The organism is Enterobacter mori LMG 25706 (assembly GCF_000211415.1).
Classification (GTDB): Bacteria; Pseudomonadota; Gammaproteobacteria; order Enterobacterales; family Enterobacteriaceae; genus Enterobacter; species Enterobacter mori.
Map to the genome: position 1 here is coordinate 536,811 of NZ_GL890776.1, position 15,488 is coordinate 552,298.

Sequence of the window (15,488 nt, forward strand, 5' to 3'; positions counted from 1 at the left end):
ACGCGTTTATTTACTCCAGCGCCAGCAGCGCAAAGCTCGCCAGCCAGTGCCCGCCGCTGTAGTGGCTGCCCACCACGTGCTCGACGCTTGCCGTCAGGTGTTTCGCCACGGCATCACGCAGCGCCTGCTGTCCCGGATGGTTCTCCGGCAGCGCCTTTGCGATGTGCTTCATACACCAGGCGCGGCTGAGGTTTAACCCGTCCAGATGGGCAATTTTCGGGTCGGTACGGTCGCTCACCTCCGCCGGGTTCATCAATGCCACAATAGTCTCTACGTCAGGGAGGAATTTATCGAACCATGCCGGGAAGTTATCCGTTACCTTGCTCATCAGCAGCGCCTCGGTCAGCGCGCCGGAAATATACTCATCGCCGCCCGGTTCGTAGTGCGCAGGATAGCGCGTATCCGCGAGATAAAACCGCTCAGCCGCCGTCAGAATTGACTGCTCCAGCCCGCTATCCTGCACGGCACGGGCGTAATCCAGCCCCAGCGCGAGGGCAAACGCCGTGTTGTAGTGCGTTCCGACGCGGATCGGATAGGTAAGCTTGCTGAGATAATCCACCAGCCGGTTACGAATATCCAGGGTTAACGGCTCAAGCGTCTGGTACCAGACTGCGGCCTGCGGCAGCGACGACTGCTTCAGCTCCTGAGCCAGTGCCAGCAGCCAGCCGTAGCCATACGGACGTTCGAACGACGCGCGGAACGGCGCGGTGAAATAGGCCAGCTCTTTCGCCACGTTCTCGTCGGTCAGATGCTCGTCGATAAGCGCGATGATGTCATTCCGACACGGTAGCTCAGGATAGAGGCGCACGCAGCGCAGCAGCAGCCAGTAGCCATGCACCGCCGAGTGCCAGTCAAAACAGCCGTAGAATATGGGGTGCAGCTCGCGAGGCGGCAGAACATCGCCATCATCATTCAGCAGGTGCATGATGTGGTTCGGGTATTCCTGGCGCAAATAGGTCAAAGGCATGCGGGCAAACGCGTCTGCCTGATGTTGCGTTAATTCCATATCAGCTCCTTAGCGAAACACGAGGAAATACATTAAGAACACGTTCACCACCAGCAGGGTTAACGCGGTCGGGATCTGGATCTTGATCACCTGATATTTGTCTTTGAGTTCCAGCAGCGCGGCGGGAACGATATTGAAGTTCGCGGCCATCGGCGTCATCAGCGTGCCGCAGTAGCCCGCGTACATGCCAATCGCCAGCAGCGGTGCCGGGTTGCCGTGATGCACGTTAATCAGGAACGGTAAGGCGATACCGGCACTTAATACCGGGAAAGCGGCAAAGGCGTTACCCATGATCATGGTAAACAACGCCATACCCACGCAGTAAATCACCACCAGCATGAAGCGGCTATCCGGGTTCACGAACAGACTGACCACCTTCTGCACCGAATCGCCGGTATTGGCCGCCACGAACACGCCGCCGAGCATCGCCAGCATCTGCGGCAGGATCACCGCCCAGCCGATGGTGTCGACAAGACGACGAGACTGGCGGATAGCGTGCAGCGGGGTACCCTTCGTTAGCCACCATCCGGTGAGGATCGCCGCGACGCAGGCCACGCACAGCGCCGCCAGGGTAAGCTGTTTCTGGTCGAGAAGATAAACGCCACCAATCGACACGCCCTTCAGGAACAGCGTCCCGGTAACCGTCACCACCGGGATCATCAGCGCGGGCAGGAACAGCCAGTTTTTGAGCCGGTTCGATGAGGCAATGCGCTCCTCGTCGGAGGCCATTTTATAGTGCCCTTTCCCGACCAGACCAAAGCCCGCCAGCAGCGCGATAGCGATGACGCCGCCGCCAATGATCCGGTACGCCAGCGATTTCCCCAGCTCCTGTACCATCAGATCGCCAAACAGGAAGATCCCGCCGAATAAAAACCAGAACAGCGCAGTGGTAAAACGCTTCGGATTGGCGCGATCGCGCAGGGTCATCACGACCAGCAGCATCACGACAAAGCCGATGAGGTAGTACACGCGGTTAATGGTGATAAGCGTCATCATTGCGCCACCTCCTGTTTACCCTGCTCTGCACGCCAGGCCATGACGTCGCGACGAATGCTGGCATCCAGGCGCAGCAGGCGCGTCATATGAATAATTAATGCCGCAATGGCGGTGGGAATAGCCCACAGGCCGATATGCAGCGGTTCGATCCCCTGGATCCCGTTCTCTTTCAGGAAGGCGTCAATCAGCAGAACCGCACCGAAGGCGATAAAGATATCTTCGCCAAAAAAGACCGCGATATTGTCGCACGCGGCGGCATGGGCTTTGATTTTGTCGCGGATATGCTGCGGCAGTTCGCCATATTCGTTCAGCGCCGCCCCTTCGGCCATCGGGGCCAGCAGCGGACGCACCGTCTGGGCATGGCCGCCAAGAGACATCAGACCCAGCGCCGCGGTCCCTTCACGCGCCACAAAGTAGAGCATCAGAATACGCGCCGAGGTGGCGCTGGCGATCTTCGCCACCCAGGCCTGGGCGCGCTCTTTTAGCCCGTAGTATTCCAGCAGACCAATCACCGGCAGGATCAGGATGAAGGTGGCCAGCGATCGGCTATTCACGAACTTTTCACCGAAGGTCTCCAGCAGCATCCCGAAATCCATCCCGACCAGCAGACCCGTCGCCAGCCCCGCCACCACGACCACCAGCAGCGGGTTGAAGCGCAGTGCAAAACCAATAACCACGATCGGTATCCCGATCAGCGGCAACAGCGTAGTACCGTCCATAAACGTTTACCCTATCCAAAGTGAGCGTTGCGCGCCGACGGCTATTTTTTTAATTTGCGGCGAGCGATGTTGTGTTTTGTTGGCAGGCTTCGCAAAACCTGCGCTAAAAAGCTATATCTGAACCTCAAAAACATGTAAACAATTTATCAATAAAATGTTCTTATTTTATCGATGAGTTTACATTTCTGGCTAAGGAACGTTATGACCTCAAAAAAGAGTGTTGCCTCAAACCACGACGATATTACGGATGGCCGCATCGTCTCCTCTCGCCACCTGGTGTCGGAACGCTGTGCGGAGCTATCGGAGCTGGAATACGCGCTGATCATGACCAGCAACGCGTTTAACAAATGGATGGTGCGCTGCATGACGGCTGCCGGTGAGCCGGATATGGGGGCGTTTGACGTGTCGCTGTTGCATCATGTGAATCATCGCAACCGCAAGAAAAAATTGGCCGATATCTGCTTTGTCCTGAACGTGGAGGACACGCACGTGGTGACCTATGCGCTAAAGAAACTGGTGAAAGCGGGCTATGTGACGAGTGAGAAAGCGGGCAAGGAGCTCTTTTTCTCAACCACGGAGGAAGGCAAAGCCTTATGCATGAAGTACCGCGACGTGCGGGAAGCCTGCCTGATTAACATTCATGGAGAAAGCGGTATTTCAGGAACGTCTATCGGGGAAACCGCGCAGCTGCTGCGCACGATCTCCTCTCTGTATGATACCGCCGCGCGGGCGGCGGCATCGCTGTGAGTTAAGGACGTCTGAAAAGCGAGATACTGCGTCCGGCCAGTTCGTAATCTACGTCCTGGGTGATAACCGTTCCGGTGGCAGTATCTTCAGCCGTAGACAGTTCAAGCACCCATCCACCTTCCCCAAACTGCGGGATCTGGAACGGAACCGGGCCTTCAAACGGGTTAAACAACATAAGCACATCGTGCCAGATGCCGTCCTCCTGCTTGAGATCCGGCCTGCTGATGGAGACCCCGAGCGTCGAGCCCTCATCCCACTGTTCCTCCTGCTGCGGCCCGCCTCCGGCATTAAACCAGCGGATCTCCAGCCCGTCGCGCCAGCTTTCTCGGCGCAGTAACGGCTGTGAAGCGCGCAGGGCAATAAGACGGCGGGTAAAGTCGCGCAGCGCTTCGTCGTTTTCGGATAGCCCTTTCCAGTCTATCCACGAGATCTCGCTGTCCTGGCAGTAGCCGTTGTTATTGCCCTTCTGCGTGCGGCCAAACTCGTCGCCCGCCAGCAGCATCGGCGTGCCGTGGGAGAACAGCAGCGTGGTCAGGAAATTACGCTTCTGCCGCTCGCGCGTGACAATAATATCCGGGTTCTCCGTCGGCCCCTCTTCGCCATAGTTGTACGAGCGATTATCGTTATGCCCGTCGTTATTATCTTCTCCGTTGTCGGCGTTGTGCTTCTCGTTGTACGACACCAGATCGTTCAGGGTAAAGCCGTCGTGAGCGGTGATGAAGTTAACGCTGGCCCACGGACGGCGACCGCGCAGATCGTAGAGATCGCCGGAGCCCAGCAGACGCGCGGCAAAATCGGTTGAGACGTTATCGCCCTTCCAGTATTCGCGGACGGTGTCGCGGTATTTGTCGTTCCACTCGCCCCAGCCCGGCGGGAAACCGCCGACCTGATAGCCGCCGGGACCGATATCCCAGGGTTCGCCGATAAGCTTAAGCTTAGAGAGCACCGGATCCTGGGTGACCGCGTCAAAAAAACCGCCACGTGGATCAAACCCTTCCGGCTCGCGGCCAAGGATGGTCCCTAAGTCAAAGCGAAAACCGTCAATATGCATCGATTCCGCCCAGTAGCGCAGGGAATCCATCACCATCTGTAACACGCGCGGGTGCGAGGTGTTGACAGTGTTTCCCGTCCCGGTGTCGTTAATGTAATACCGGTGCTGGTCCGGCAGCGTGCGGTAATAGCTGTAGTTATCAATGCCCTTAAACGAGAGCGTTGGCCCAAGCTCGTTGCCTTCTGCCGTGTGGTTATACACCACGTCCAGAATGACCTCGATGCCCGCATCATGATACGCGCGTACCATGTCGCGGAAACCCTGGATCCCCGCCGGGCCGTAGTAGCGCGACGCCGGAGCGAAAAAGCCCAGCGTGTTATATCCCCAGAAGTTTTTCAGCCCGCGGTCAAGCAGATGCTGGTCGTCCGGGAACCAGTGAACCGGGAGCAGCTCAACCGAGGTGATGCCAAGACTCTTGATGTAATCGACCGAGGCTTTGTGTCCCATCCCCTCAAACGTCCCGCGCAGTTCGGGCGGAATGGCTGGGTTCATCTGGGTAAAGCCTTTCACGTGGCTCTCGTAGACAACGGTATGCGGCCAGGGCACCTCCGGCCGGTTGTTGTCCTGCCAGTCGAAGGCGTCCGGATCGATAACTTTGCATTTGGGCGTGAACGGCGCGCTGTCGCGGGTATCAAAACTGAGATCCAGTTCGTCATGCCCAAGCTCATAGCCAAAATGGGCGTCGTTCCAGTCGATATCGCCCACCAGTTCACGCGCGTACGGGTCGATAAGCAGCTTATGCGGGTTGAAGCGGTGGCCGTTTCCCGGGTCATAAGGACCATAGACGCGCTAGCCGTACAGCGCGCCGGGCTTAAGATCGGGCACGTAGCCGTGCCAGACTTCATGGGTATATTCCGGGAGCTCCAGCCGGGCAATTTCCGTTTTCCCGGACGGGTCAAACAGACAGAGCTCCACCCGCTCTGCGTGCGCGGAGAAGAGCGCAAAGTTCACGCCTTTTCCGTCGTAGTTTGCGCCCAACTGCTGGCCGTGACCGGCCCGAATTTCAAACCTGTTATCCTTTGCCATTTTCGTTCTCCACGATTATTCGCAGGTAAGCAGAACCAATACACATCCCTTTTCTGACGTTAGATCCAGCGTCTCTTGCAGAACGCGGCTTTCACCGCTGAACACATCGCGATAGCGCTTCCCGACCAGCTCTTCGGGTATGGCTACCGAGGTATTGACCCACAGTTTTTCGTTCCCGGTGACAGTGAAAACCAGGCGCGGCACAGCAACAATCAGCGCCTCGTCGTCCTTCACGCGCGCATACACAATCAGATGCTCCTCGCGTTCACCGGTCACTTTAAGCGGCAGCCAGTCGCCGTAGCGGAACAGCGCCGGGTAGTGCGGACGCAGCCGCAGCAGCGTGGCAGTGACATACTGCTTCACGCGCCCGTCCCGCCAGCACTGTTCGTCGTTAAATACCCTGAGGTTCGCCGTACTGAGGTTTTGCACCAGCGCGGCGAAGTCCGGTTCGCGTCGGTTATCCGGGTCAACCAGGCTAAAGTTGAGCGCTTCGCTGCCCTGATAGATGTCCGGTACGCCGGGCGCGGTAAGTTTAATCACCGTCTGACTCAGGCTATTCATCAGGCCTGCGCGAACAAACGGCTGTAAGGTTTCACTGAAATCATGCAGGAACAGCGTGTTGTCGGGCGACAGCAGATGACGAACATAGTCCATCACCACGTTTTCGTAGCTCTCGTTACTGTCGATCCAGTCGGTTCGCTGCTTGGCCTCGCGCAGCGCTTTTTCAACAAAACCGAGGAAACGCGTTTCAAGGGTTTGCAGCCCGTCCCGGTCGTCAGGTGAGAGCGTGGCAGGCCAGACGCCAGCCAGCGCCTGATAAATCATCCAGGTATCAGCGGCGTTCGGCGCGGTGCCGTCGTTAAGGAAACGCACGTGCGTCTGGTTCATCTGCCGCCAGCGGGCCAGATTTTCGCCCCACTGCTCGGGCGCTTCGGTCAGCGTGTACAGGCGCGCCCGGGCATCCTCCCCGCGCTTGGTGTCGTGCGTCGAGGTGCCCAGCAGCGCGTCGGGTTGACGGGCAAGCCGGATGCGCATCTCCTGATGGAAACGCGACAGCGAGAAGGCGCGCGGCGTCGGGTCGGCCCCCACTTCATTAAGCGCAAGCTCCAGGTTGTGGCGGAAGAACAGCGTGTCTTCCACGGACTTCGCCATCAGCGGCCCGGTCAACTGCTGGAAACGGGTCCTGAACAGGGTGGCCGCATCGCGGTCACGCTCCGGCAGATCGCCTGTCAGAATCCGCACAATCAGGCTTAGCGCGGGTTCTGAAGCGTTCACACTGGCGACAACGCGGCTCAACAGCGTAACGTCAGAAGGCGTTAACCCCTCCGCGGTCCCGTAGGTGCGGTAAACAGGAAAGGCGATAAGCAGTTCGCGTAACGCATGGTGTATATCATCCGTCTGTATCTCAACCCCATTGTGCTGAGCCAAATCGCGGGCGAGGTTGAGGAGTGTGGTGAATTCCCCTTCGAAGTTGCGGTCGGTCATCAGCCCTTTGGCATCCCGCAGCGCGTTTTGCCGATCGACCGTAACGCCCAGCGTCTCGTTATGGACTTTCTCCAGACGCTCCATGCTAGTGTCATCCACCAACACCTCCGCCAGCGACGCGATGAACTCATACCCCGTCGTGCCGGACACGGGCCACTCGGCCGGGAGTTGTTCTCCTTTCGCGAGGATTTTTTCCACCGTGATGTAACAGTCTGGCCCGGTGGCCTGGCGCAGGCGCTGCAGATACCCCAGCGGATCCGCAAGCCCGTCAATATGGTCAATGCGCAGGCCGTCAACGGTCCCGTCGTGAACCAGCTCGAGGATCAGGCGGTGCGTATCGTGAAAAACCTGTTCGTCTTCAACCCGAACGCCGACCAGCCCGGTTATCTCAAAGAAGCGTCGCCACGAAAGCTGCTTCGGCGCTTCGCGCCATGACATCAGCCGCCAGCTCTGTGCCTCGTGCAGTTCGGCGATGCTTTTGTTCTCGTCCCAGGTACCCGGGTTAAGCGGATAGGCCGTGTCGTAATAGACCAGTGCGGCCTTATTCGTGACACTGTCACGATGAAGCCTAATGGCACCCTTCTCCAGTTCGGCTTCAAAGGTATCGCCAAGAAACGGCAGCGTCAGCGGTCGCGACCAGTCGATATCGAAATAACGCGCGTAGCGGCTCTGTTTGCCGTGCTCAATCACGTCTCGCCACCAGCGGTTTTCCAGCGAGGTCGACATATGGTTAGGGACAATATCCAGTATCAGCCCCATGCCAGCCTGCCTGAGCGCCGCGGCCATGCGGTTAAAACCGTCTCGCCCGCCTATCGCGGGGTCAATTTCGTTGGGATCGGTGACGTCATAGCCGTGGGTGGAGTCCGTTGTCGCGGTAAAAACAGGTGACGCATAGAGATGGCTAATGCCGAGATCGCGGAAATACGGGATCAGGTCAACCACCCGGTCAAACGTCATGCCATTGCGAAACTGTATGCGGTACGTGGCGGAAGGGATCATAACGCGGCTTCTCCATCAGCAAAGCGAACAACAATACTGTTTGGCGGCAAAACGTCTCCCGTCTCCGGCCAGCTAAAGAGGGTTTCTCCGGCCAGTTCGGGCATTGGGGCAGGTTTTTTGCCAATATTCAGCGCCAGCGACAGCGTCCCCTGCGGGAACTGCCAGCTCACCGCGACCCTGCCGTGCGCCGTGTGCAGGATCTTGCCCTCAACGGTTCCGCCCTGGCGCAGCAGCGGGACGATATGACGATGTCGCAGCGTAAGCAGGCTTCGGGTAAAGCGCAGCCATGATTTTCCCTCCTCCTGTGACAGCTTATCCCAGTCGAGCGTTGAGCGAACAAACGTGTTCAGATCGTTAGGATCGGGGACGGTTTCATCGTGCCCGGCATGGCCAGTAAACTCCTTCGCACGCCCTTCCCGCACGGCTTTTGCCAGCTCGCCATGGAAATCGGTGAAGAACAGAAACGGATGGGTTTCACCGAACTCCTCGCCCATAAACAGCAGCGGGATATGGGGTGAAAGAAGCAGCGTTGCCAGCAGCACGCGAGTCTTCTCCGCGCCCGCCAGCGTGATGAGCCGCTCCCCCTGGGCGCGATTCCCGGTCTGATCGTGGTTTTGAATAAAATCGACGAAGAACGGTGGCGGCTGGGTGTGGCACTCCACGCCGCGCGATTGACCGGTTTGTAGAGAAACCTCGCCCTGGTAGACAAAGCCTTCCGCCAGCGCCCGAGCGAACTTTTTCTCCGGCTCAAAGGCAAAATCCTGGTAGTAGGCGTGCGTCTCGCCGGTGGCAAACACGTGGGCGGCATTGTGGAAGTCATCATTCCACTCGGCGGTGAACAGTGGCGTATTTCCCTGTTCATCTCGCGGATGCAGGAAAATCACGTTGCGGCTGTCTTCCGTAGTCAGGTGAACGTGACGGTGCGGGATCGCTTCTCGGATCTTTTCGGCTATCTCCTCAAGAATATGCATATCCGAGGTGTCTTTGATCTGGTCGATGGCATCAAACCGTAGGCCATCCAGACGATATTCCGTCAGCCAGTAAAGCGGTGCATCGGTGATGTACTGCCTCACCGGCTCGCGCTCGTAAGCGATGCCGTTGCCCCACGGCGTCATCCGATCCGCATCGAAAAACGCGGGCGACAGCAAGGGCAGATAATTCCCTTCCGGGCCGAAGTGGTTGAGCACAATATCCAGAACCACCGAAAGCCCCAGCCCGTGCGCGGCGTCGATAAACGCGTGAAAATCCTCCGGCGTACCGTAGGCGGCGTGCGGAGCGTAAAGCAGCACGCCGTCATAGCCCCACCCGCGGGATCCGCCAAACTGAGAGACGGGCATCACTTCAAGCTGGGTAATTCCGAGCTCTGCCAGATACGGCAGCTTGTCGATAGCAGCCCGGAAGGTTCCCTCCGGGGTAAAGGTCCCCATGTGCAGTTCGTAAATGACCGTCTCTTCCCACTGACGCCCCTTCCAGTCACGGTTAACGTGCGCAAACCGGCGATGATCGATAACAACCGACGGTCCGTTGACGTCCCCTTTCTGAGCGCGTGATGCAGGGTCAGGAACGGTCATGCCGTCCTGTAAAACAAACTGATACTCTGCACCATGCCTGATGCCTGGAACGTCAGCCTGGAACCAGCCATTGCCCCTGGCAACCATCGGAATGTCGTTATCATTAAGCCGTAGCGTGAGATTTTTTTGTCCTTCAGCCCAGACGCGAAAGCGGACAACGTCATCGGAAATATACTCAGCACCCCAGTGCCTTTGACATGTTCTGAATTCCATTCCTTGTCCTCGAATGACCGCATTTTACGCGAAACGAAGTACAAGCTTAGTTCAGGATGAAAAGTGTGTTAGCTCAGCGGATTTAACCGCTTCGTCTATTCTTTATGAAATAACTCACCACAGGGAATACTATGCAGATTCGAAAAGGATTAAATACTGACCTCGTAAGTCTTGAATGCTGTGACTTTTCTTTCACCATTAGCCATATTGCGCGAGAGCCCTTTATCCACTGTGATTTGCATATTGAAGCCGTCACCGAGCCCTGGATTAAAACCTACGAGCTCGACATCCAAACCCTTGAGAACCACTGCGTTAACCCGGACGCCATATTTCTTATCGCCGAAACGGATGACGGTGAAATAGCCGGATTTATTACTGCATCAATCGGCTGGAATAAGTTTATCTCAGTGGATTATATCGCCGTTGAGCGCACAAAACGCAGAACCGGCGCTGCGCAAAAATTGATGGCCGCCGCCCACGTCTGGGCCCGCAGCGTAAACGCGCCGGGATTACGGCTTGAAACACAAAATGTGAACGTCTCTGCCTGTCTGTTTTACCGTCACTACGGGTTTACCCTGGGCGGATACGATCGTTTTCTCTACAACGCCTTACCGGAAAAAGACGAAGTCGCCCTGTTCTGGTATTACATGCTGGTCTAGCAACGCAGCCTTCATATTTCTGTCATTAGATTTCATTACGCTTTCGGGATTTTAACCAAGGTATTGAGGAAAGAAGTGTGAATTCAATGGCTAAGGCATTACTGCTGGCATTACCTGTTTTGAGTGCAACGGCAGCGGCGACGGCCGCTGAGCGCGACCTGTGTGAACCCAAAGCGTACGAAATGGCGCTGCGCTATCAGCAGAAATCGGCAGAGATTATGGCTCTTCAGCTGCAGACGTATCGGTTTGCCACCGAGCGTTTCAACGAAAAGGTAAAAGACCTTAAAACGCCTGAAAATTACGCCGTGGTAATGGATCTGGATGAAACAGTACTGGATAACACCCCTCTGCTGGTACGCGACACGGAGCAGTGTCACGACTATACAAAATGGGACACCTGGAGCGACTGGGAGAAACAGGGAAAACCCGGCTTAATTCCTGGCGCGAAGGCGTTTCTTGACCATGTGAATCAAAGCAATGTCCGTATCTATTATGTCTCGGACCGCATGCAGGAAAATAAAGCCGATACGCTCAGGACGTTAAAAGCCCTGGGGCTTCCACAGGTATCCGATGAAAGCGTGCTTCTGGATACGGTCAGCAAGGAAGAGCGTCGCCAGAGCATCCTCAAAAAGCAGCAGATCGTGATGCTGTTTGGCGACAGCCTGCCGGATTTCGCCGTGCAGTTTAAAAACAAAAAGCCGAGTGAGCAGCAGCGTGAGCTGGTTGAAGCCAGCGCGGAACACTTCGGTAACGACTGGATTGTGCTACCTAATGCCGCTTATGGATCCTGGTCGAAAGCCACGCTGGACAGCTGGAAACCATGAATTTTGCCGGGTGGCGCTGCGCTTACCCGGCCTACGTCCAGAATGTAGGCCCGTGCAAGCGTAGCGCCGCCGGGCGATACTCACATCCTCTGGGATGCTAAATATTCATCAATATCTTGCACATAGGCGTGGGTGTCGCTCTGAAGGCATTCGCGGTTTTATCCATCACTACCTGAGCGTCAGTGCCTGAATCCAGCACAGTATTTTGTACCGATGCCGCTTCAATCTGGACGGTTGTTACTGTCAGCGCTTCAAGACCCTCAGTCGCCAGTAACGCATTCACCTGCGTAGCGAAACACGCGCTGGCATCTGCCGCTGCCGCTTCAACAGTGGTTTCGGTTGTGGCAACAATATGATTATCAGAAATATAATTTCCTTTACCGGACACCACCCGAATAATGACCGGAGTAGCATCGGGCGGGGTTATATATTGCGTATCAATAGTCTCGGAAATATGGTTGGCAATGACGGAATTATTATCACCACTGATATACAGCAGGCCATATAAATCATCTAACCCGTTATTGTAGCCCTGCATCGGCCCCCAGGGTTCACGCTCGCGGAAGAAATGGTTTGACGATACCAGGTTTTCAGCGCTGCCTTCTTCAATGACCAGCATGCCTGGGTAAAAGGAATGGAATCGGTTACTGCTTATTGAGGAGCGAACCACCCCGGAGAAATGCACGCTGCTTTTTCCGCGCGGGAATATATTGTTGGCGGTAATTAAAAGGCCGCCGAAGTCTTCAGCGTAAACAGAGTAACCTCTGTAGCCTGCGCCAATCATATTATCGGTGATTTTTGAAGCCTGACCGGATCCACGTAGCTCAATGCAGTTACCACATTCCGCGATGAAGTTGTTATGGATAGCCAGGGCATCGGCATTGTAAATCGTCACGCCGTGCTCAAGGTAGACCAGCCCCATGCCGCTGATGCGAAAGGAGTCTTGCGCGCTGGCAATGTAAATGCCGGTCTTACCGTTAAGGTAGCTGTTCTCCGGGTCATTGCTTCCAGAACCGTCGTCATCAAAGTGCAAACCATCAATGCAGAAGTCAGCAAATTCGACCGAGCTTATTCGCGGGTCACCGCTGCGTGCGACATAGAATGCGGCTCCGGCTGATTCTTCGCCTCCCTCTTGAGGTGACATATCCACCAGAATACGGCTGCCGCCCGGCCATAATTCATGCCAGTTTGGCCAGTCGCTTACTGGCGTATTAAAGCGGATACTGGAAGAGGTAAAACCATGCCCGGAACCCATGATTTTTAAATAACTTATATCAATGACAACCTGCGTCAAAAGATGATAATCGCCGGGTGGGATATAAATCACCGCACCGGGTTTCCCCCCTTCATTCACATCGGCGTTTGTTTGCCGGCTCTTAATATCTGCGATAATGCTATTAATCACTTCACCAATGTCATTATACGGATTACCCGTGGTCCACTCAGTGACATCGTAAAAATTATTACTCGACATGTATAAAATCCTTCTGGTCTATTAATATTAAGCAGGCTTATAACTACGCGTAAGTAGAGTTAGCTTCTAATTCACGTTTAGCGAGATCGACTTTAATTTTCTCAAGGAACGTTTGGTTGAGTTTGAAATAGCGCACTATCCACGCGCTAAAGAAATAGCTCACCATCGGCAATAGCGAAAACATCATAATAATTCCCTGGAGGGTCTGCGGATTTTGCTGCGCCTGATTCGCAACATAACCCGTCCAGGACAGTATCCACGCGACAATAGCACCGGCGACAGCCAGACCCATTTTCAGCATGAAGAGATTTCCGGCAAAAGAAATACCCGTCAGCCGTTTACCAAACTTCCAGTCACCGTAATCGTCAACATCGGACATCATTGCCCACAAAATCGGCCCGGACTGAATCAGGTGCAGAATATTAATGACGATAAACAGCGTCAGCAGCAGCGTCAGTGAATGTGGGTCGACAAACCACAGGGCAAAGGAAAGTATGCCGAGAATAATATTAATGATGCGAAAGAGCTTAACTTTATCAAAACGATCGGTCAGCGGTTTAGCAATGACGCTGCCCAGCATATTGCAGGCCACGCCGAGAGCCATAAAGAAGGTGATAAACCCGACGGAGGCTTGCATCACATAGGTAGCATAATAGATGGTTACCGCCCCCCGAATGAATGCTGGAAAAACGTTCAGGAAGGTAATGGTGATCATCAGCAGCCATTGGTCATTTTTAATAATGTCGTTAAGATCCTTTCTTAAGGAGTCATTGGTTTTAATCGAGACCACGCGCTCTTTTATACTGGAGAAGCAGAACAAGAACATTAATGTGGCGGCTCCCCCCATAATCATCATGGTCAATTGAAAGCCAGATGCCCGATTACCGTCTCCCAGCCAGTCGGTTAACGGCAAAATGGAGGAGGACACAATCAGCGTGGCGAGACCATTCAGGAAGAAACGCCATGAGAGACAGCCCAGACGCTCTTTCTGATTAAGCGTAATAACGCCAGCAACCGAACAGTACGGGATATTAATTGCTGTATAAATTAAAGACATAACCAGATAGGTAACCCATGCATAAATAATTTTCCCGTTCATGCTCAGGTCTGGCGTTGTGAACATCAACACTGCGCCCAGACCAAACGGTACGGCCATCCACAGCAGCCACGGCCGGAACTTACCCCAGCGGGTTCGGGTACGATCGCAAATTGCGCCCATGACGGGGTCGCTGAAGGCGTCGAAAATACGGATGACCAGAAAAAGAGTCCCAACAATACCGGCATCAAGGCCGTACACGTCGGTATAAAACCAGGTCAAATATAGCGCCAGCACGCTCCAGATCATACATGACCCAGCATCGCCCATACCGTAGCCGATTTTTTCTTTCAGACTCAATTTTTCATAAGCGCTGTGTTTATCTGCGGCCGTCATATATATCCTTAAACAGTGATAATGAATACAAAGCAAGGTTTACCCTGTGAAGCCAGGGAAATATTACCCAACTTCAGTTGCATTTGATTAATAAATACTTAAAGCGTAGTGATATTAAGGCTGATGCTGCTCTCACGGATAATCAGGCGAGAGTCGATTTCGACCATTTCGATGCTTTCCTGTTTATTATTATTAACCATCTGGAATGCCAGATGCGCAATTTCACTTATCGGCTGTGCGATGCTGGTCATTTTCCTGGTCTGCGCCAGCATCGTATTATCGAAACTGACGATGGCAATGTCCTGTGGAATGCATAAACCCTTAGCATTCAGTCCGTCAATAATATAGCTGGCAGCGACGTCGTTATAGATCATCAGGCCCGTGCATACCGTTTTTCGACTGGCTAGCTTTTCTATAATGTCGTCAAGAATACTGATATGGCCCGATATTTTTTCACCCTCACCTTTTGCTATCCAGAACTGGTTCAGTGGATTAAGTGCTATTCCGTGACTGGCGATTTTTTTACTCCAGGCGGATACTTTTCGATTGTCTACGCCCTCCTGAGCAATAAAACCTAATGCGGTATGTCCGGTCTGGATAAAATGTTCCGCAATCTTTTCCGCGCCTTTGCTCTGATCGATTGACACCGAGTTAAAAAAACGGGAAACCTGCGTCACCACGGCCACCGGAATGTGTGTTGCGGTAAGCCACTGTGCAAGCTCAGCTTCCGCTTCCGTCGGAACCCACAGCAGGCTGTCAATTCCCATCCCGATCAGGGTATGAACGATCTGTTTATCCTGCTGCGGCTGGTTCTGGTGCGTTTTAACGATCACCGTTTTGCCAATGTATCGCGCCTCTTCCTCAAACGTTGCCAGCAGTTCGCAGAAATGTGGGTTGACCAGATTCGGCAGCACGACGGCACTCAGGCCTGAGCATTTACCGCTCAGTTGAATCGCGCTTTTATGGGGTACATAACACAGGTAATCCATCGCATCATGTACCGCCCGACGCGTTTCGGGCACCACGCTGGGATGATTGTTCAGCACCCGCGAGACGGTAGCTGTTGATACGCCAGCTTTTTTTGCGACATCTTTAATGGAAGCCATAGTGTTGAAACGCACCCTCTAAACAGTGACGTCACTATAAAGTGTGATAAAGGTCTAAAATGTAAGCCAGTTCACATGTTGTTTCGTTACATGAATTCCGGTTCACGCTCTCATTTTTCCATAAGCGTTGCGAAACGTTAGCCGCCTTTGTCCGCTGGACCTATCCATCCCGTTTATAGG

Annotated in this window: 11 protein-coding genes and 1 pseudogene; 3 read left to right on the forward strand and 9 right to left on the reverse strand. The window is 54.5% G+C overall.

The annotated features are described in order from the left end of the window. Nucleotides 1-10: 10 nt before the first annotated feature. From ENTMO_RS0112420 to ENTMO_RS0112430, 3 genes are read right to left on the reverse strand one after another with little or no spacing between them, the layout of a single operon-like run. Nucleotides 11-1,006 carry a DUF2891 domain-containing protein gene (locus ENTMO_RS0112420; RefSeq protein WP_010431237.1) on the reverse strand — a complete coding sequence of 332 codons (996 nt, stop codon included), beginning with the start codon at nt 1,004-1,006 and terminating at the stop codon, nt 11-13. 9 nt (nt 1,007-1,015) lie between these two features. After that, entirely contained in the window at nt 1,016-2,002 is a 987-nt protein-coding gene (locus ENTMO_RS0112425) for a DUF979 domain-containing protein (RefSeq protein WP_010431240.1), read from the reverse strand. Further along, nucleotides 1,999-2,721 (reverse strand): DUF969 domain-containing protein, encoded by a 723-nt coding sequence (locus tag ENTMO_RS0112430; protein ID WP_010431244.1) that lies wholly within the window; start codon nt 2,719-2,721, stop codon nt 1,999-2,001. Before ENTMO_RS0112430 ends, ENTMO_RS0112425 begins: the two co-directional genes overlap by 4 nt. A gap of 201 nt (nt 2,722-2,922) precedes the next feature. On the opposite strand from ENTMO_RS0112430, the gene ENTMO_RS0112435 reads away from it, so the two are divergent. Then, nucleotides 2,923-3,468: a winged helix DNA-binding protein gene (locus ENTMO_RS0112435; protein WP_010431247.1), complete on the forward strand. Its 546-nt coding sequence runs from the start codon at nt 2,923-2,925 to the stop codon at nt 3,466-3,468. A gap of 1 nt (nt 3,469) precedes the next feature. On the opposite strand, the pseudogene glgX reads toward ENTMO_RS0112435, so the two are convergent. From glgX to treZ, 3 genes and pseudogenes are all read right to left on the reverse strand, one after another. After that, nucleotides 3,470-5,545: pseudogene (glgX, locus tag ENTMO_RS24110) on the reverse strand (glycogen debranching protein GlgX). 15 nt (nt 5,546-5,560) lie between these two features. Continuing rightward, on the reverse strand, nt 5,561-8,029 hold the full coding sequence (gene treY / locus ENTMO_RS0112445) for a malto-oligosyltrehalose synthase (RefSeq protein ID WP_010431250.1): 2,469 nt from the start codon (nt 8,027-8,029) through the stop codon (nt 5,561-5,563). Next, nucleotides 8,026-9,813, reverse strand: a complete 1,788-nt coding sequence (gene treZ / locus ENTMO_RS0112450; protein WP_010431253.1) for a malto-oligosyltrehalose trehalohydrolase — start codon at nt 9,811-9,813, stop codon at nt 8,026-8,028. Before treZ ends, treY begins: the two co-directional genes overlap by 4 nt. A 131-nt stretch (nt 9,814-9,944) precedes the next feature. Here treZ and ENTMO_RS0112455 point away from each other — a divergent pair, with 131 nt between their 5' ends. Both ENTMO_RS0112455 and ENTMO_RS0112460 read left to right on the forward strand, forming a co-directional pair. Further along, nucleotides 9,945-10,472: a GNAT family N-acetyltransferase gene (locus ENTMO_RS0112455; RefSeq protein WP_010431256.1), complete on the forward strand. Its 528-nt coding sequence runs from the start codon at nt 9,945-9,947 to the stop codon at nt 10,470-10,472. Between the two features lie 77 nt (nt 10,473-10,549). Next, nucleotides 10,550-11,296 carry a 5'-nucleotidase, lipoprotein e(P4) family gene (locus tag ENTMO_RS0112460; protein WP_029485081.1) on the forward strand — a complete coding sequence of 249 codons (747 nt, stop codon included), beginning with the start codon at nt 10,550-10,552 and terminating at the stop codon, nt 11,294-11,296. A gap of 97 nt (nt 11,297-11,393) precedes the next feature. Here the strand turns inward: ENTMO_RS0112460 and ENTMO_RS0112465 are convergent, their stop codons facing one another. The 3 genes from ENTMO_RS0112465 to ENTMO_RS0112475 all read right to left on the reverse strand — a co-directional run bounded on the left by ENTMO_RS0112465 (nt 11,394) and on the right by ENTMO_RS0112475 (nt 15,308). Next, entirely contained in the window at nt 11,394-12,770 is a 1,377-nt protein-coding gene (locus ENTMO_RS0112465) for a NosD domain-containing protein (RefSeq protein ID WP_010431265.1), read from the reverse strand. A 43-nt stretch (nt 12,771-12,813) separates the two neighbouring features. Beyond that, nucleotides 12,814-14,202, reverse strand: a complete 1,389-nt coding sequence (locus ENTMO_RS0112470) for a glycoside-pentoside-hexuronide (GPH):cation symporter (RefSeq protein ID WP_010431267.1) — start codon at nt 14,200-14,202, stop codon at nt 12,814-12,816. A 98-nt stretch (nt 14,203-14,300) separates the two neighbouring features. Further along, nucleotides 14,301-15,308 (reverse strand): LacI family DNA-binding transcriptional regulator, encoded by a 1,008-nt coding sequence (locus tag ENTMO_RS0112475; protein ID WP_010431268.1) that lies wholly within the window; start codon nt 15,306-15,308, stop codon nt 14,301-14,303. Nucleotides 15,309-15,488 lie beyond the last annotated feature (180 nt).

Bases quoted from the DNA above. Each gene is read 5' to 3' on its own strand.
- ENTMO_RS0112435 (WP_010431247.1), top strand. From the start codon at position 2,923: ATGACCTCAAAAAAGAGTGTTGCCTCAAACCACGACGATATTACGGAT.
- ENTMO_RS0112465 (WP_010431265.1), bottom strand. From the start codon at position 12,770: ATGTCGAGTAATAATTTTTACGATGTCACTGAGTGGACCACGGGTAAT.
- ENTMO_RS0112420 (WP_010431237.1), bottom strand. From the start codon at position 1,006: ATGGAATTAACGCAACATCAGGCAGACGCGTTTGCCCGCATGCCTTTG.
- treZ (WP_010431253.1), bottom strand. From the start codon at position 9,813: ATGGAATTCAGAACATGTCAAAGGCACTGGGGTGCTGAGTATATTTCC.
- ENTMO_RS0112430 (WP_010431244.1), bottom strand. From the start codon at position 2,721: ATGGACGGTACTACGCTGTTGCCGCTGATCGGGATACCGATCGTGGTT.
- treY (WP_010431250.1), bottom strand. From the start codon at position 8,029: ATGATCCCTTCCGCCACGTACCGCATACAGTTTCGCAATGGCATGACG.
- ENTMO_RS0112455 (WP_010431256.1), top strand. From the start codon at position 9,945: ATGCAGATTCGAAAAGGATTAAATACTGACCTCGTAAGTCTTGAATGC.
- ENTMO_RS0112475 (WP_010431268.1), bottom strand. From the start codon at position 15,308: ATGGCTTCCATTAAAGATGTCGCAAAAAAAGCTGGCGTATCAACAGCT.
- ENTMO_RS0112470 (WP_010431267.1), bottom strand. From the start codon at position 14,202: ATGACGGCCGCAGATAAACACAGCGCTTATGAAAAATTGAGTCTGAAA.
- ENTMO_RS0112425 (WP_010431240.1), bottom strand. From the start codon at position 2,002: ATGATGACGCTTATCACCATTAACCGCGTGTACTACCTCATCGGCTTT.